The organism is Saccharibacillus sp. WB 17, assembly GCF_008634075.2.
Taxonomy (GTDB): domain Bacteria; phylum Bacillota; class Bacilli; order Paenibacillales; family Paenibacillaceae; genus Saccharibacillus; species Saccharibacillus brassicae.
In genome coordinates, this window is sequence record NZ_VPFK02000015.1 from 73,465 (window position 1) to 90,666 (window position 17,202).

16 protein-coding genes and 1 riboswitch are annotated in these 17,202 nt (G+C 58.7%); of the genes, 1 reads left to right on the forward strand and 15 read right to left on the reverse strand.

Translation table 11 applies throughout. From position 1 onward, the window contains the following. Window positions 1-27 precede the first annotated feature (27 nt). Window positions 28-981 (reverse strand): homoserine O-acetyltransferase MetA, encoded by a 954-nt coding sequence (gene metA, locus FTE24_RS07630; RefSeq protein ID WP_141449049.1) that lies wholly within the window; start codon window positions 979-981, stop codon window positions 28-30. A gap of 325 nt (window positions 982-1,306) precedes the next feature. Next, a riboswitch (SAM riboswitch) is annotated at window positions 1,307-1,413 on the reverse strand. Window positions 1,414-1,918: 505 nt separating this feature from the next. Here metA and corA point away from each other — a divergent pair. Next, window positions 1,919-2,860 (forward strand): magnesium/cobalt transporter CorA, encoded by a 942-nt coding sequence (gene corA, locus FTE24_RS07635; RefSeq protein WP_150231417.1) that lies wholly within the window; start codon window positions 1,919-1,921, stop codon window positions 2,858-2,860. Window positions 2,861-3,022: 162 nt separating this feature from the next. Here the strand turns inward: corA and FTE24_RS07640 are convergent, their stop codons facing one another. From FTE24_RS07640 to FTE24_RS07705, 14 genes are all read right to left on the reverse strand, one after another. After that, window positions 3,023-4,177, reverse strand: a complete 1,155-nt coding sequence (locus FTE24_RS07640) for an HRDC domain-containing protein (protein WP_150231419.1) — start codon at window positions 4,175-4,177, stop codon at window positions 3,023-3,025. A gap of 194 nt (window positions 4,178-4,371) precedes the next feature. Beyond that, a complete protein-coding gene (locus tag FTE24_RS07645; protein ID WP_150231421.1) occupies window positions 4,372-5,031 on the reverse strand; it encodes an MOSC domain-containing protein in 660 nt (219 codons plus the stop codon). A 17-nt stretch (window positions 5,032-5,048) separates the two neighbouring features. Continuing rightward, complete coding sequence (locus FTE24_RS07650) at window positions 5,049-6,161, reverse strand: phosphodiester glycosidase family protein (RefSeq protein ID WP_150231423.1); 1,113 nt, start codon at window positions 6,159-6,161, stop codon at window positions 5,049-5,051. A gap of 518 nt (window positions 6,162-6,679) precedes the next feature. Continuing rightward, window positions 6,680-7,612: a 5'-3' exonuclease gene (locus tag FTE24_RS07655; RefSeq protein WP_150231425.1), complete on the reverse strand. Its 933-nt coding sequence runs from the start codon at window positions 7,610-7,612 to the stop codon at window positions 6,680-6,682. Continuing rightward, window positions 7,609-7,986 (reverse strand): arsenate reductase family protein, encoded by a 378-nt coding sequence (locus FTE24_RS07660; RefSeq protein WP_150231427.1) that lies wholly within the window; start codon window positions 7,984-7,986, stop codon window positions 7,609-7,611. Before FTE24_RS07660 ends, FTE24_RS07655 begins: the two co-directional genes overlap by 4 nt. Next, window positions 7,973-9,010 (reverse strand): RluA family pseudouridine synthase, encoded by a 1,038-nt coding sequence (locus tag FTE24_RS07665; protein WP_337190034.1) that lies wholly within the window; start codon window positions 9,008-9,010, stop codon window positions 7,973-7,975. The genes FTE24_RS07660 and FTE24_RS07665 overlap by 14 nt, the downstream gene beginning before the upstream one ends. 116 nt (window positions 9,011-9,126) lie before the next feature. Then, window positions 9,127-9,732, reverse strand: a complete 606-nt coding sequence (locus tag FTE24_RS07670) for a cob(I)yrinic acid a,c-diamide adenosyltransferase (protein ID WP_150231432.1) — start codon at window positions 9,730-9,732, stop codon at window positions 9,127-9,129. A 63-nt stretch (window positions 9,733-9,795) separates the two neighbouring features. Next, the gene (locus tag FTE24_RS07675) at window positions 9,796-10,338 is read right to left on the reverse strand and encodes a hypothetical protein (RefSeq protein WP_150231433.1); all 543 of its coding nucleotides are present in this window, start codon (window positions 10,336-10,338) and stop codon (window positions 9,796-9,798) included. Window positions 10,339-10,573: 235 nt separating this feature from the next. Then, complete coding sequence (locus FTE24_RS07680; RefSeq protein WP_141449038.1) at window positions 10,574-10,765, reverse strand: aspartyl-phosphate phosphatase Spo0E family protein; 192 nt, start codon at window positions 10,763-10,765, stop codon at window positions 10,574-10,576. Window positions 10,766-10,944: 179 nt separating this feature from the next. Next, entirely contained in the window at window positions 10,945-12,120 is a 1,176-nt protein-coding gene (locus FTE24_RS07685; protein WP_150232574.1) for an aminotransferase class I/II-fold pyridoxal phosphate-dependent enzyme, read from the reverse strand. Window positions 12,121-12,202: 82 nt separating this feature from the next. Further along, the gene (locus FTE24_RS07690; RefSeq protein WP_141449037.1) at window positions 12,203-12,703 is read right to left on the reverse strand and encodes an Lrp/AsnC family transcriptional regulator; all 501 of its coding nucleotides are present in this window, start codon (window positions 12,701-12,703) and stop codon (window positions 12,203-12,205) included. Between the two features lie 329 nt (window positions 12,704-13,032). After that, on the reverse strand, window positions 13,033-13,452 hold the full coding sequence (locus tag FTE24_RS07695; protein ID WP_141449036.1) for a DUF350 domain-containing protein: 420 nt from the start codon (window positions 13,450-13,452) through the stop codon (window positions 13,033-13,035). Window positions 13,453-13,477: 25 nt separating this feature from the next. Further along, a complete protein-coding gene (locus tag FTE24_RS07700; protein ID WP_150231435.1) occupies window positions 13,478-15,841 on the reverse strand; it encodes an endonuclease MutS2 in 2,364 nt (787 codons plus the stop codon). A gap of 252 nt (window positions 15,842-16,093) precedes the next feature. Next, window positions 16,094-17,194 (reverse strand): GGDEF domain-containing protein, encoded by a 1,101-nt coding sequence (locus tag FTE24_RS07705; protein WP_150231437.1) that lies wholly within the window; start codon window positions 17,192-17,194, stop codon window positions 16,094-16,096. Window positions 17,195-17,202 lie beyond the last annotated feature (8 nt).

The following is a 17,202-nucleotide window of genomic DNA, read 5'->3' on the forward strand; positions in this document are numbered from 1 at the left end:
GGATCGTGGATTGATTGAGTGAGTGATTCAGATGCCGGCGCCGTAGTCGCTGAACGATACTTCTTTGGTCAGGTCGACCTGATCGAACGGAGTCTCCTGGTAGACGTAATAGTTGAGCCAGTTCGAGAACAGCAGATTGGCGTGCGCTCTCCAGGAAGACAGCGGCTTGCGGGTCGGATCGTCGTTCGGAAAATAGTTTCTCGGAACCGGGATATCCATCCCTTTGGCGATATCGCGGTCATACTCCCATTTGAGCGACAGCGGATCGTATTCGGAGTGGCCGGTGGCAAAGATCTGCTTGCCGTCGCGGGTCGCGACCAGATAGACGCCCGCTTCTTCGGACTCGGCCAGAATCTCGAGTTCCGGGCTGCGCAAAATATCTTCCCGCTGCACGTCCGTATGGCGCGAGTGGGGCACGAAGAAACATTCGTCGAAGCCGCGCAGCAGCTGCACGTTGGTCTTGTTCATCGTATGCGGGAAGACGCCGAAGCATTTGTCCGCCAGCGGAATTTTGTTCACGCCGAAGTGATGGTACAGGCCGGCCTGCGAAGCCCAACAGATATGCAGCGTCGAAGTGACGTTCTTCTTGGACCACTCGAAGATCTGGCGAATCTCGTCCCAGTAGCTCACCTGCTCGAATTCGAGCTGCTCGACCGGCGCCCCGGTAATGATCATGCCGTCGAAGCGTTTGTGCTTGATTTCGTCGAACGTTTTGTAAAAAGTGTTCAGGTATTCTTCCGACGTGTTCTTGGACGTATGCGAACTCGGGTACAGCAGCACGACGTCCACCTGCAGCGGCGTGTTGCCGATCAGGCGCAGCAGCTGCGTCTCGGTCGTCTCCTTCGTCGGCATCAGGTTCAAAATCGCGATGCGGAGCGGACGGATATCCTGGCTGTACGCCCGGCTCTCGTCCATGACGAAAATATTTTCCTTCAGCAGCACTTCCATGGCGGGCAGATTATCGGGTACTTTAATCGGCACTTTCCATTCACTCCTTTTACGTTTTGACGTTTGACGTTGAATGTGGACACGGGTGTCGTGCGATCGAGCATTCGGCAGCCGGAAAAGCGTTTTTCGGCACGAAAGTGTACCAAAAAGACCTTTCCGGGCAAGCCGAGAAAGGTCTATATAAAGCTAGCGCCTCTCTCATCTGTCAAGTTACCGGATGCGCGACGCTAAGATCGAAGCTGATCGACTCGTGCCTCGTCTCTGTTCGCACGGCGTGCCGTGACGACAAGGGCTGATCGACTCGTGCCTCGTCTGCGTTCGCACGGCGGGCCGTGACGACAAGGGCTGATCGACTCGTGCCTCGTCTCTGTTCGCACGGTAACTTGCAAGAATTAGCACCGTACGACAAAGTCGCCGGTTGCCGGGTTTCATCGGGCTAGTCCCTCCACCTGCTCTTGATAAGATTCCACTGAAATATTCAATTGTCGAATTCCCGACACTTTCGCCGGGATAACGTTAGATTCAATTATACACATTTTATGCATTCAAGCAAGAAGCGGGCTGTATCGATTTTCTTCATCTACAGTTTCGCCGCGGCGGAGCCGATAACGTAAGCATCCCTTGTCACAAACAAGACCTTGAAAGGCCCTAGGGTGCAGGTTATACTTAACGAGGGTTTTATGAAAACAATTTTGAAAACAAGAGGTGACTTTCAGATGGACGGCGACCCGAGGCCCAAGCGCGAGAGAACGCAGCACGCATCCGACAATCGAAAAAACGGCCGACCGGCGTCAATGCCTCCATGTATGGAAGTTAACTGACCGGCCGCCGCCTTAAGGGCTGAACTGCCGTTCAACCGTTTAAGGCGACGCCCGTTCCGGCGACGGCCTGTTTTTTCCTGCGCTCTCCCGCGAATTCGAGACTATTTCACCAGACGAGCGATCGTCTCATTTCGAAGGAGTTGAACCGCATGAAAATCCGGCATGTCAAATACGGCGTTTTTACGCTGATCGAAAATGAAAAACTGACCGACACGCTCACCCCGCCCGAAGAAGGCTTCTACTGGATCGATGCCGATCTCGACGACGTGACGCTGCTCCAGCTCACGTTCGGCCTGCACGATCTGGCGGTCGAAGATATGCTCGGCGAGGAAGAACAGCGGCCGAAAATCGAAATTTACGAGAACCACTATTTTACCGTCGTCAACAGTATCCGCTTCGACAACGAAGAGATCTTTATGCGCGCGCTGAACATTTTTCTCGGCCGGCATTTTATCATTACGGTAACCCGGCAGAAGATTCACGAACTCCGCACGGTCAAGCCGATCATGTGGGAAGAAGAAGTGCATACGCCGGACCGCTTCATGTATCTGCTGATCGACCGCGTCGTCGACAACTTCTTCGCCGTCGGCGACCGGATCGAAGACCAGATCGAGCAGCTGGAAGAAGATATCCTGATGAATACGAAGCGCACGCATCTCAACGATATCATCGGCCTGCGGGCGGAGATTCTCTGGCTCAAAAAGGTACTGGTGCCGCAGCGCGAAGTCATCAATATTCTGAACAAAAAAGATCTGCGCCTGATTGACGACGAGCTGCAGAAATATTTCAGCGACATCTACGAAAATACGGTCAAAGTGTCCGAGGCTTTCGATACGTACCGCGATCTGATGGGCAACCTTCGCGAAGCGTACCAGTCCAGCATTTCCAACCGCGCGAACGAAATCATGAAGGTGTTCACGGTCATCACGACCATCTTCATGCCGCTGACGGTCGTGACGGGCATCTACGGTATGAACTTCGACCATATGCCGGAGCTGCATTGGACGTACGGCTACCCGATGGTCATCGCGCTCATGGTCGTGCTCGGCTTTACGATGTACCTGCTGTTCCGCAAAAAAGGCTGGCTGTAAGTTCGGCGCGTTCGGCGCCTTCCTGCATCGACCCGCTCCGCACACGCACGCATACAAAAGGGCTGTTCCCGCTTCCGGCATCCGGAGCTTGGAACGGCCCTTTTTGGCGATCCGCGGCGCAGGCGCAAGATTAAGCCTGACGCCTGGCGTCCGAAGCCGGGTTCAACCGGCGTGCGTGCCCCGCTTGCGGCCGGATGCGGCAGGCGCGGCGGCCGGCTTAGGCGCGATGACGACTTCCGGCGCCGATTCCACTACGGCTTCGGCGACCGCTCCCGGCGCAGGCTGCCCTGCCGGTTCCGGTGTCATCGCCGCTTCGGCTTCGCGGCGCTCCGCGGCCCGGCGACGAAGCATGCGCAGCATCCGCAGCTGCTCGTACAGAATCTCCAGGCCCGGTTCGCTCGGCGGTTCTTCGCCGTACACTTTCTTCAGGACGGGCTTGAGAAAAGAATCGCCCAGTTCGGCATACGCCCGCATGACGGCTTCGCGCTGCTCCTGCGGCATCAGCTGCAGTTCGTGCTCGATTACGGATTCCAGGTCGTATCCGTTCTTCTCCAGCGATTCCATCATGTCGATCAGCTCGCGCCGATCCAGACCGCTGGCCTCGCTGATCTGAGACAGCGAAGAACCGACTTTGGCGGATTCCAGCAGCAGCCGCGTCGCCCGGACCCGTTCGGCTTCGCGCTTGAACTTGCGCTCTTTGCCTTTGTACGTCCACGCTTCGAATTCTTCCTCGTCCAGGCGCCGCTCCACCCAGTCGAGCGGGAAAGTATGCTTGCGCTCCAATGTTCGCGTATGCTCCAATACCGCTTCGCCGTAACGCTGCACGGTGTTCTCGCCGATCCCCGGCAGCTCGCGCAGCTCTTCCTGCGTCCGCGGCATGAACGCCGCAATGAGCCGCAGCGCGCGATTGGTCGCGATCAGATACGGCGCCCGGTGCTCTTCGGTCGCCCGCACCCTGCGCCAGGCGGCCAGCCGCTGGTACAACTCTTCGTCGGCGTTCAGTTCGCTGTAGCAGATCAGCCTCTGCGTGAAGCGGCCGCGCTGACCGGCTTCGAGAAATTCCTGAAACGTATCCCGGATCACCGGCCGATACCCTTCGGCAAGCTTGGCCGCCAGCCGGTGGCGGTACACGGCCAGCATCTCGTTCCAGACCGAGCCTTCGTACCAGATTTCGCGCTCCGGCCGCTTTTCCCCCGCGGCGTCTTCCCGACTCCAACCGCTGATCCACAATCCGTCTTCTTCTTCGATCCAGACCTGGGCCGACTCGATTTCATGCTCCTTCTCAATTTCCATCCGGTTCAAAAATACGATCGTCATTTCGTTTCCCCCCGTTGTGTCGCGCGACGTCGACAAGTTTGCAGCGAAAACGCAAAAAAGCACCCCTCCTACATGGATATGTAAGAGAGGTGCTTCCTCCGCGCTTGTATGCTGTTGCCCTTATCATACTCTCGATACGGAAGAAGAGTCAAGATTCTTTTGGCGGCTTTTTGCTGCGTCGACATCCGGGCCGCTCACGCCTGATTGTCCAATGTCTCCAGCCGCTTTTGGAGCGGTCCCCGCCAGGCGTCGGCCAATTCGCGAACGTCCAGCAGGCTGCGGATCGCTTCGGCATCGTCTTTGCGCTTGTACTTGATCTCGTTCGCGCGCATGACGGTCATGCCGGCCGGATGGCGTTCCAGCAGTTCCATCCGGTCTCCGGCCTGGATCAGCCCTTCACGGACGACCCGGAAATAAAAGCCGCTGTAGCCCGTCTCCTGCACTTTCTCCGGCAGTTCCGGCACGCCGTAGCGGACCGACAGCTTGAAGCAAGGCTGCCTCGGCTGGCTAAGCTGCACGATCGCTTCGCCGATAACGAACGTATCGCCGATACAAAAATCTTCTTCCGCTCCGCCCGCGATCGATAAATTTTCGCCGAAAGCGCCCGGGCCGAGCTTCGGCAGCACGCCGTCTTCCCAGAACGCAAACCGGTCCGTCGAATAGACGCAGACCGCTTTGTCCGGACCGCCGTGATTTTTGAGATCGGCCTGCCCGTCGCCTTCGAAGCCGAGCGTACCCAAATACGCGGCTCCGTTGACCGGTTCTTTGAAGATTCCGGTCTGCACTTCCTTTTTGCCGTTCGGTACGGATCTGGGCAGTCCGACGTTCACTGCCGCGATTACGACTTCCTTCATGTTGCATTCCTCCGTTTCTATGGCATGGCGACCCATTGGCCGAAGACGAGCGTGTTGCTCAGCGGCCGCCCGGCCCCGGTCAGCGTCCGACCGTTCGCGTACAGCGCCGAAGAAGCGCCGCCGTCCAGGTTCATCGCCTGCTTGGCGCCCATTTTCTGCATGACCTGCGCCCATTGGCTCATCGTCGCGCCGCCGATCGTGGCCAGCAGCACCGATCCGTCCGGCATGATCGCGATTCCGCTGCGCGCGCCGGAGGCGGTCAGAATCTTGGGATCGTTGAAGCCTTCGCCTGTAGCGTCCAGCGACACTTTGCCGTCCGTGACCAGACGCGGCCCGGCTCCGACTGACGTCACGACGTCGGACCAAGGAATTGGACGCTTGGCGGCATTTTCGTAGGAGAGATTCATGTCGACCGCGGACCCGACTTCAAAACGTCCGGCATTGTTCTGCTCGGAGCCGTGATACACCAGCACGTAACCGTCGCCCGGAATGGACGCGTTGGCATTCGCCGCTTTTTTGACGACTTTGCCTTTGCGCACCGTAACGGCGGTTCCGCCGCTGAAGCCCACGTTCGTCCCCCGGGCCGAATTGTACATGAGCACTACGTTTTGGCCGTCATCCGGCGTACGGTTGACGAAAGTCGCGTACCACCCAAGCGTTCGGCTTTGGCCCGCTTTGTCCGGTCTGCCCGTCACGGTGCCCCGGATGCCGACGCGCAGCGAATCCATCAGCACGGTTCCGTCTGGTTTGAACCCGATGCTCGTTCCGTAATAACCGGTATGCACGATCTGCCCCTGGGCGATCAGCGTGCCGTAAGGATCGGCCGGCCCTCCGTAAGCGTTGAAAAACGCACCGTTGATCGCCGCCGTCGCCCGGCTCTGCTTGACGATCGAAGCGAAACTCTGCGTCTGCCCGACCCGGCCCTGCGCCAGTCCGAGCGCGGCTTTGGTACCTTTCGGAATACTCACGGTCTGCACGGCGTACATCCGCCCCGCGACCGACACTTTCCGCACGCCCGCCTGGATCGCCGCCGCCGCTTCCGTTTGGTGTTCCCCCGCAGCGCCAAATATACCCGATACGGTCAGCACCCCGGCCAACAGCAGCATGCTCCACTTTTTGCTTTTCCCCATGAACGATATCCTCCCGAACCTTTTTGCGCGGCCGCTTGTTTTGTTGGCTGCTTGTTCTATTTGGCGACGAAGGCCGCTTTTTCCTGCTTGACGGGCAGGAAAGTTGGACAGTCAGTCCCCGTCCTTACGCCAAACAAACCCGCCCCTCCATCCGGAGAGCCGGGTTCCCAACCATCAAGACCGTATATCAAGACCTCTCAGCCCTTGAACTCAGTCCTTGAACTCGCCTTTGAACTCGCTCTTGAACTCGCTCTTGACCTCGCCCTTCCCCTCCCTCCCCAAAAAAGGAGAGAGGTGTCCCCGGCGAGCGCAGCAGCAGCGAAGGGTGGAAGAAAGGCTGAGAAGCGACAGCGTTCGCATCTAAAATCCGATTCCCTTCCCCAAGCTGCTTTTTCTTCAATCAGGGGGAATCGGATTTTAGCGGCGATCGAAGCTTCTTCCACCCGGAGCGCCTCCAACGCAAACAGCGCAAACAGCGCTCCCAGCTTCCCCAACCTCAGCCGCATCTCCAACCCCCCTCACCCAAATACGTCCGTCCCCATCATTTTCCCCAGACTGCTCATCTCAAGCTCCGCGAACTTCGCCGACACTTTCGCGTCGTCGATCCGGAATTCGCACAGATCGATCGGGCATTCGACCGGCACTTCGCAGTGGATCTCGGCGAGGGAACGGGACATGTGCAGCATATCGAGATCGTTCTCGATCTTGGCGCGGACAGACTTCGTCAGTTTGTCCAGATTGGCGAGGATGCCGTCGATATCGTCGAATTCCTGGACAAGCTTGATCGCCGTTTTTTCGCCGATGCCTTTGACGCCCGGATAATTGTCGCTGGCATCGCCCATAAGCCCTTTCATGTCGATAATCTGCGAAGGCTTGAGCCCTTTTTCTTCCATCAGGAATTCCGGCGTGTACACCTGGTAGTTGCCATAGCCTTTTTTCATAATAATGACTTTGATCCGGTCTTCGGTCAGCTGCAGCATGTCGTTATCGCCCGACAAAATCTGGACGTCCATGTTCTGCTCGCGCGCGCAGCGCTTGGCGATCGTGCCGATACAATCGTCCGCTTCGTAGCCCGGCATGCCGATATTCGGAATGTCCATCGCCGCGACGACATCCTTGACGAGATCGAACTGCGGAATAAGATCGTCGGGCGCGGCAGAGCGGTTGCCTTTGTACGATTCGAACTGCTCGGTGCGGAACGTGCGGCCGCCCATATCCCAGCAGCAGGCGACGTGCGTCGGGTCGAACTGCCGGATCGCGTCCCACATGTAGCGGACGAATCCGTAGATGCCGTTCGTCGGTACGCCCGCTTCGGTGCGGCGGATATACCCTTTGAGCGCCGTCGCGTAGTACGCGCGGAACAGCAGCGCCATGCCGTCGACCAGCATCAGCGTCGGCTTGCGCGCGAGGACGTTTTGCGGAAGGCTTTCGATGCCACCGTGTTCGCTCATGCCTGCTCCTCCTTTTGGCTCCAGCTTTGTGCGTACAGCTCCGGCTTGAAGCCGACCGTTACGCGTTCGCCGTCGGTGACGACCGGACGTTTGATCAGCATGCCGTTCGAAGCCAGCAGCTCGGCGCGTTCTTCTTCGCCAAGGTCGGCCAGCTTGTCTTTGAGTCCAAGCGATTTGTACACTTCCCCGCTTACGTTAAAAAACTTTTTGGAATCCAGACCGCTGCGTGCGATCAGGTCGAGCATTTCGGACTTGGACGGCGGCTGTTCGTTGATCGGAATCAGTTCCAGCTCCCGCCCTTCGTTTTGCAGCCATTTGATCGCATTGCGGCATGTGCTGCATTTGGCGTAATGATACACTTTAAGCGAAGTCATCGGTACGATTCACATCTCTTTCTTGGGTGACTGGACGATCCGCCTGCGCGGACTGCCCGCTGTTCAATCGGCGTTCCAACTCTTCCAGATCCGGCGGAAAAGGAGCTTCGAACGTCATCCGCTCCCGCGTGCCCGGATGAACGAAAGACAGCCGGAACGCGTGCAGCGCCTGACGGTCGATCCACGTATCGAGAAGCCGCGCCTGCAGCAGCTGCGGCTCGTTCAGCGGATCAGCGGATGTATATTTATACATAGTGTCTCCGATAAGCGGACAGCCGGCATGCGTCATATGGACGCGGATCTGATGCGTGCGCCCGCTTTCGAGCTCCAGCTCGACCAGCGAAGCGCGCTGCGCGTCATACCGTTCCAGCGTACGGTATCGGGTCGCCGCCGCGTAGCCGCCCGGCGTCACGATCCGCACATGCGGATTCTCCGGATCGCGGTCGATCGGACCTTCGATCCGGCCCGATTCCGGCTGCGGGCAGCCGTGCACGATCGCGCGGTACGTCTTGTCGACGGTACCGGCGATCATCTGCTCGGAAATATGCTGGTGCACGTACGGATTTTTGGCGATGGCCAGCACGCCGGACGTCTCGCGGTCCAGCCGGTGCACCGGGCGAAACCGCACCTGTTCGCCGCGATCCCGCCAATGCCGCACGACGCCGTTGGCCAGCGTGCCGGTGTAATGGCCCTGCGTCGGATGAACGATGACGCCGGCCGCTTTGTTCACGATCAGCAGATCGCGGTCTTCGTACAGAATATCGAGCGGCATCTCTTCCGGCAAAATATCGTCTGATATTTCGCGTTCCATCCGCAGCTCGACGAGGTCGCCGGCCCGGACATAGACGCTGATATAGACTCTTTCGCCGTTGAGCGTAATGCCGCGTTCGGTCATTTTGAGCCGGGAAGTCAGCTTGCGCGAGACGCCGAGCCGGTTGTGCAGCAGCGTCTTGAGCGTCCAGCCGTTCTCCCGTTCGGTGACGACGTACACGATCGGATCGTAATAGCCGAGTTCCGGTTCGATGCCTTTTTCCTGCGGAAATTCGCGGCCTTGCGACCTGTTTTCCACCTGTGCGTGTTGTATCGTTCGTTTGGGTATCGGTTGTTTGGGTATCGGGCTGTTTGTTGTCGGTTCGATCTTCATTCACCCTGCTTTTGTTCAGTTTGACGGTCCGGTTCTTCGCCGCCGGAAAAGACCCGGGCGCCGCGCACATACTCCACGTCGTCGACCCGCAGCTTGAGGTTGGCGGCACGCGCGGCGCTGAAAAAGTAATCCGACAGACGGTTGAGGTACTTGAGCACTTCCGGATTGACGTCCGCTTCGTCGGACAGCGTGACGGCGCGGCGCTCCGCCCGTCTGCATACGGTGCGGCAGACGTGCAGCAGAGCGGCCGGCGGACTTCCGCCCGGCAGAATAAAGCGTTCGAGCGGCGGATTGTTCGCTTCAAGCTTGTCGATCCACGTCTCCAGACGCTCCGTCATCGCCGGATGCGTCTTGTACGGCTGCTGCTTCGCGGGCGTATACGCCAGGTCGGAGCCGCAGTCGAACAGTTCCTGGCCGACGACGGCCAGCTGTTCGCGCAGATCTTTGAACCGGTCGTCGTGCAGCAGCGCCGCCGCCTGGCCGACGAAGCTGTTCAGCTCGTCGATCGTGCCGTAGGCTTCTACCCGCGCATCGTCTTTGCGTACCCGTCCCCCGATCACGGACGTCTGTCCTTCATCTCCGGTCTTCGTATAAATACGCATGGTCGCGTCCTCCCTTGGCTGTCTGCCGGTGATGTCGTCTTGCGTAGGTCACGCGGTCGCGGCTTAACCTTCGGCAAGCTTCTGCAGCACTTTGATCGCCGCGTCTTTGTCGGGCGCGTTGATCAGCACGCAGGCGAGCATGCCGTCGGGCGTATAGCCGGCATCCTGGAACATCTTCATGTCTTTGACCGGAATGCCGAACAGATGCTTTTCGAGCGTAGCGTCGCGGTCTCCGTCTTTGAGCACGCCGCTTTCGAATACGCCGTCCGGATAATCGGCCTGGTCGAAGTAATCGTCGAGCACGACGTGGGCGCCGTCCTTGCCGTAAATTTTAATCGAATCCTCGGGAAGAATGACGATCGAATTGCCTCCCGCGGCGTATTCCACCAACACTTTTTGCAAATCGAACATCGGCGAATAGTTGAACTCCGCTTTCAGATCCGGCACGTCGGCGTTCAATTTTTCTTGAATGACGTCGATTCCTTCGCGGCTCGATGAAGCTTTGTCCGACATAAAGATCAGAACGCCGTCGTCTTTGCCGCATCCGGCCAGCATCAGGATCGAAGCGATCAGCAGCAGCCAGATCCCCATTTTTTTCCGTTTCACTCTTACTCCTCCTTGGACGTTTCCCTGGGCGCGCGCGCCCGTAATCGAAGTGGTGCTTTAACCAATATATCATACTCTTTTGCCTCAAGCATTTCCGTGCCTGCCTGTCCGCGCTCCCACGCAAAAAGGAAGAGCTTCCGCTGCGCGGGCTCTTCCTTGTCGGGTCGGTAGATCGATCGTTTCGGGAGTGAATGCAGAAATCGTTCCGCGCGCTTGAAGTCCGAAAAAGACGGCGTCAGCGGACGAGCTGCATATATTCGTTGATTTTGAGGTCGAGCCGACTGCTGATTTCGACGACGTTCACAGCGGTGAACGACTGTTCGCGGCCGAAAGTTTCTTCCATTTGGGCGCGCAGAATGCGTATCTCTTCCTGCAGGAACAGCTCGCGTTCCGCCATGGCGCCGGAAGCGTGAGCCCCGTGCTGCATATGCGGTCTTGCAGAACGTTGTCCATGCCTCGGTGTATGAAACGAAGCGGCAGACAAAAAAGATTCCCCCTTGAAAAATCACCTGGTTTGATTACCCATTATATAGAAGGTATCCATTAAAATCAACTTATTCAAGAGGGAGTAATATCTCTTTTTTTTGGATTTTAACCCAATTTGCATTAAGCGCCTTCGCGCTTGACCTTGTACACGAATTGGCCGATCCGGTCCATCGCTTCGTTCAGCTGCGCGACCGAAGTCGCGTAGGAACAGCGCAGGAATCCTTCGCCGCCCAGCCCGAACACGTCGCCCGGCACGGCAGCCACTTTTTCTTCCACGAGCAGGCGCTGGGCGAACGTCTCCGACGTCAATCCGGTAGACTGGATACTCGGGAACGCGTAGAACGCGCCTTCCGGTTCGTGGCAGTCGAGTCCCGCGTCGCGCAGTCCCTGTACGACAAGCCGGCGGCGGCGGTTGTACGATTCGACCATTTTGTCTTTTTCGCCCAGTCCGTTCGTCAGCGCTTCGAGCGCCGCGACCTGTCCCATAACCGGCGCACACATCACCGTATACTGGTGAATCTTGAGCATGGCCGAGATCAGCTCCGGGTGTCCGCAGGCATAACCCATCCGCCAGCCGGTCATCGCGAACGCTTTGGAGAAGCCGCTGACGAGAATCGTCCGGTCTTTCATGCCCGGAGCGGCGGCGAAGCTTGCGTGCTTGCCTTGTCCGTAGCTGAGTTCGGCATAAATTTCGTCGGAGATGACGATCAGATCGTGCTTTTCGACCACTTTGGCGATCGGCAGCCAGTCTTCGGCCGTCATCGTCGCTCCGGTCGGATTGCTCGGGTAGCACAGAATAAGCACTTTGGACTTCGGCGTGATGCTCGCTTCGAGCGCTTCGGCCGTCAGCTTGAAGCCGTCTTTGGCGAACGTCTCGATGCCGACCGGAATCCCGCCCCCGATCGAAGTGATCGGCGAATACGAGATGTAGCACGGCTCCGGCACGAGCACTTCGTCGCCCGGACGGATCAGCGCCCGCAGCGCCAGGTCGATCGCTTCGCTGCCGCCGACCGTGACAAGCACTTCTTTTTCCGGATCGTACGACGTGCCGAACGAACCGCTCAGGTAAGACGCGATCGCTTCACGCAGCTCGATCATGCCGGCGTTCGACGTGTAACGCGTGTAGCCGCGCTCCAGCGAATAGACGCACGCTTCGCGCACATGCCACGGCGTCACGAAATCGGGTTCGCCCACGCCGAGCGTAATGATGTCTTTGCTCGCGCTCACGAGATCGAAAAACTTGCGGATGCCCGAAGGCTTGATATCGCGCACAAGCGGCGACAGATAGCGTTCCATCGACCCCTGTTCGGAGTCGGAAGGTTGAAGCAGGCTTCCTTTATCGTTCAGTTCCCGGTTAGTAATCATCGTTTCGCATCCTTTACGGCGAGATCATCAGACGGCGATCTTCTTCGTGTTCCTCGAAAATGATACCGTTCTGCTTGTATTTTTTGAGAATGAAATGCGTTTTGGTCGACAGGACGGATTCGATCGGCGAAAGCTTGTCGGAGACGAAGCTGGCCACTTCCTTGAGGCTCAGGCCGTCCACTTCGACGAGCAGGTCGTAGGCGCCGGACATGAGGAAGACCGATTTGACCTGCGGGTACAAATAGATCCGCTCGGCGATTCCTTCGAATCCGCGGCCCCGCTCCGGCGTAATCTGCACTTCGATCAGCGCGGTCACTTTCTCGTCGTTGACTTTGCTCTCGTTGACGACGGTCGCGTATTTGACGATGACGCGGTCTCCTTCGAGTTCGGCCACCGCTTCGCGCACTTCTTCCTCCGGCACGTTCAGCATGGTGGACAGCAGCTGCGGCGTACGCCGCGCGTCCTCTTCCAACAGTTCGAGAATATCCAGTTTGAGCTTGTTCGTTTCTTTCACTACGCATGCCTCCAGATCGATTTCGCTTGATAATGAATCGTTCGGTACTCCTTGCAAACCTTGTTGTACCTCATCTTACCCCAAAAAAACCGGTTCTGCTACCGTTCGCCGCCAATCCGAGCATACCGCCGGCGTTCCAAAAAGCGCTTCGCGCGGATGCGCCACACCACGGCATGCCAAAACCCCCGCTTCCGTAAGGAGCGGGGGTTTTGCGCATGACGCGGGATTTTGATTTTCGGCAAGAGCCGCCGCGGACGCCGTCTCCCGGCATCCGCGCATCGGCGCTCTTTTGTGGGAACCTTGTTACAAGACCTTTTTGCAGGATCTTTTTACAAGACCGAGACGCCGATCACATACGACAGCGAGATCGACAAGATCATCGAGATCAAGCCGACCGCCCGGTTATCCCGTCCGATCTCTTCATCCACCTTGAAAAACGGAGTGATGAACTCGAACAGGAAATAGGCGACCATCAGCAGTACGAATCCGACCAGCGACCACAGCATGCTCTCGTAGATGCTGGAGCCGGATTCGATACAGAAACGCAGGATGTTGCAGATGCCGAAAATTTTGCCGCCGGTCGCCATGGCGACGGCCACGTTGCCTTTGCGGATCTCGTCCCAGCATTTGTAGCGGGTGACGACTTCGAAAATGGACAGAAAAACGACCAGCTCCAGCACCGCGACCGAAAAGTAGGCCACGGCCGCTCCCATCGGAGTCGCCAGCATAGCATCGATTACCGTATTCATGCGCGTTCCGCCTCCGCCCTGTCCGTTACTTGAGCTCGGCTACGGTGACGCCGTTGCCGCCCTCGCCATAATTGCCGAGCCGGTACGACTTGACCAGTTTGTGCCGGCGCAGATGTTCCTGGATGCCGGTGCGCAGCACGCCCGTGCCTTTGCCGTGAATCAGATACACCTGGCCGAGGTTCGACAGAAACGCTTCGTCGATAAAGCGGTCGGCTTCCATCAGCGCTTCTTCCAGGTTCGCGCCGCGCAGATCGAGCTCGGAGCGGGTGCTGTCGTCCTTCGTGCGCTTGACCGCCGTCACCGGCTTCTGCTTGGGCGCCGTGACCGGAGCGCTTTGCACTTTCTCCAGCGAAGACAGCGCCACTTTCATCTTCATGATGCCGAGCTGGACCATCGCTTCCTTGCCGTCCAGTTCGATCACGTGGCCGCGCTGGCCAAGGTTCGCCAAAATCACTTCGTCGCCCGGTTCGATCTTCTGCGACACTTGGGCGCCGGACGGCTTTTTGCTCTTCTTGACGCGGGCGGCCGGTTCGGCTTCGTCCAGCTGGCGGCGGGCCGCGATCAGCTTGTGTTCCTTGACCGAGGCGCCTTCTTCCATCGCCAGGCGGCGCAGTTCGGACACGACTTCGTCGGCTTCCTTGCGGGCTTTGGCGATAATGTCGCGCGCTTCGTTCTCGGCTTTCTCGAGTCTCGCGTCGCGCTGGGATTCCTGCTTCTCCAATTCGCGTTCCTGCCGCGTCCGCAGCTCTTCGATCTCGCGGCGCAGCCGTTCGGCTTCTTCGCGCTCGGCTTCGGCTCCGATCCGGTTCTCTTCCAGCGCGCTGATCATGTTCTCGACGCGCAGATCTTCTTCCTTCACTTCGCCGCGGGCGAAGCTAAGAATTTTGCCCGGCAGGCCGAGGCGCTCGGCGATGGCAAACGCGTTGCTTCGTCCCGGCACGCCGACAAGCAGCCGGTAGGTCGGGCTCAGCGTCGCCACGTCGAACTCCATACTGGCGTTGATAACGCCGTCGCGCTCGTACGCGTACGCTTTGAGTTCGCTGTAGTGGGTCGTCGCGACCATGCGGCAGTTGAACTGGTGGATATATTCGAGGATGGCGATCGCAAGCGCCGAACCTTCCGCCGGGTCCGTGCCCGCGCCCACTTCATCGAGCAGGACGAGACTTTTCGGCGTCATGTCTTTCAGGATGCGAATGATGTTCGTCATATGGCTGGAAAATGTACTCAGGCTCTGCTCGATGCTCTGCTCGTCGCCGATGTCCGCGTAGATCGCGTCGAACACGCACAGTTCGCAGCCTTCGTCGGCCGGTACGAACAGACCGGACATCGCCATCAGGCTGAGCAGGCCGATCGTCTTGAGCGTGACCGTCTTGCCGCCCGTGTTCGGGCCGGTCACGATGATGCTGGAAAATTCCCCGCCGAGCTCGACGTCGAGCGGCACGACATGTTTGGGATCGATCAGCGGATGGCGCCCTTTGCGGATACGCAAATACCCGCGGTCGTTGACGGTCGGCTCGGTCGCTTTCATGCGGTGGGCCAGACGGCCTTTTGCGAAAATGAAGTCGAGCTGGGCCAGTACGTCGACGTCGTACGCGATCAATTCCGCCTGTTCGCCGACCGCGGCGGTCAGCTTCTGCAAAATGATCTCGACTTCGCGCGTCTCGCGCAGCTTCGTCTCGCGCAGCTTGTTGTTCATCGCCACGATCGCTTCCGGCTCGATAAACATCGTCGCGCCGGAACTCGATTGGTCGTGCACGATGCCGCCGAAGTGCGAGCGGTATTCGGACTTGACCGGGATAACGAAGCGGTCGCCGCGAATCGTGATGAGCTGGTCCTGAAGCATCTTGGAGACGCTCGACGAACGGATCATCGATTCCAGCTTCTCGCGGATGCGGGATTCGCCCCCGCGCAGTTCGCGCCGGACGGCCGCAAGCGTCGGGCTGGCCGAATCCAGCACTTCGGCCGAATCGCCGATGCACGAATTGATCAGGCGCTCCAGCTCTTTCTGATCGGAGATCAGCTCGGCCAGGCCGTCGAGCAGTTCGACCGGATGCTCTTCGTGCAGCGTCTGGATAAACCGGCGCAGGCGGCGCGAGCCGTACAGCGTCGTCGCGATGCCGAGCAGCTCGTGCGGATTCAGCATGCCGCCGATCCGCGCGCGCTGCACGGCCGGACGGATATCGACGATGCCGCCGAACGGCGGCGAGCCTTTCAGGCGATCGACGTGGAACGCTTCGTGCGTGGCCTGAAGCAGCTTCTGCACCGACGACAGGTCGGTATCGGGCTTCAGCGCGCGCGCCGCTTCTTTGCCGAGCGACGTCTGCGCCTGATCGGCCAGCGCGTTCGAGATGTTCGCATATTGTAAAATTTCGAATATTTTATCGTTCAAGAACGTGACAACTCCTTATCGGTTCTGGAGGCCCTGCAGGCACCCCGTCCCTTAATTATACCGGATTACGGCCCCGGAAACCATGTATATCGCCGATCCGGCGCAGCCGCTCTCCCGCTGCCGCAAAGCCCGCTCCGCCCAAAAAGCCTTCCCGAACCCGGCCGGATCGGCCGGATGTTCGAAAAGGCTTGGCGGAAACGGACCGGCTTCCTGCGTATCGCCTCCGCAAGCGGCGGCGCCGGGCCGGATGTTCTATTCGCGCCGGGAGACCGTATCCCGGCTTGCGTCGTACTTTTCGACCCGGTTTTTGCCGGACCGTTTGGCACGGTACAGCGCCGCGTCGGCTTTGCCGAACAGGCTCTCCGGCGTATCGTCGGGCAGGCATTCGCTCAACCCGACGCTGATCGTAACCGGATGGTTGCCCATGTAGGAGTAATTGGCGCCCTGCACCGCTTCGCGGATACGTTCGGCGTAAGCGGCCGACTCTTCGAGCGTTTTCTCCGTGAAAATGACCGCGAACTCCTCGCCGCCGTAGCGGGCGGCAAAGTCATTCGGCGAAATGGTCATCCGAATACGGATCGACACTTCCTTGAGCACCAGATCGCCGATCAGATGCCCGTACGTGTCGTTGATCTTTTTGAAATTGTCGATATCGAGCACGGCTACCTGAATCTGCAGCCCGTTGCGCTTGCACTGGTCGACCAGGTCTTCGAGATATTCGTAGAACGTCTGGTGATTGTAGAGCTGCGTCAGCGCATCGGTCTTGATCAGGCGCTGTGAGACCGCATTATCGACAAGCAGGTCCTGCTGCGATTTGGTCAAATGCTCGACCTGCCGCCCGATTTCGATCGCGCGGACCAGAACGGTGCGGCCAAGCAGCAGCGCTGCCGCCAGCATGAATTCCATGAGCAGAAAATGTTCGATCTCCCGGCCGTAGACCGCACGCTCGACGATAAAATAAAAGGCGGCGTACAGCGCGATGTTCGCGATGCCGAACAAATTCAGCAGCTTCCCGTCAAAATAAATGAGCGGCACGAACATCGGGAAGATCAGCAGGATGCCGGGCGCGTTTTCCGTGTACAGGCCCAGATTCAAATAATTGATGTAGGCCATCGTCAGGCTGACCCCGGCGACGATCTGCCGGCCGTACCGGCGAAACGACGCGTGCAGCAGTTCGCCCAGCGCCGCGACCGTGACCACGAGCAGGCTGCCCACCGTCAGCGAGACCAGATCGGCCCGGCCTTCGCCGCCGTTGCCGGTCAGGAAATACGACAGTTCGACGACGAATACCATCGCCGCCACGATCCAGTAAGCGTTCAGAATCTGCCGGTTCAGCCGGTCCACGTTACCCATGGCTCACC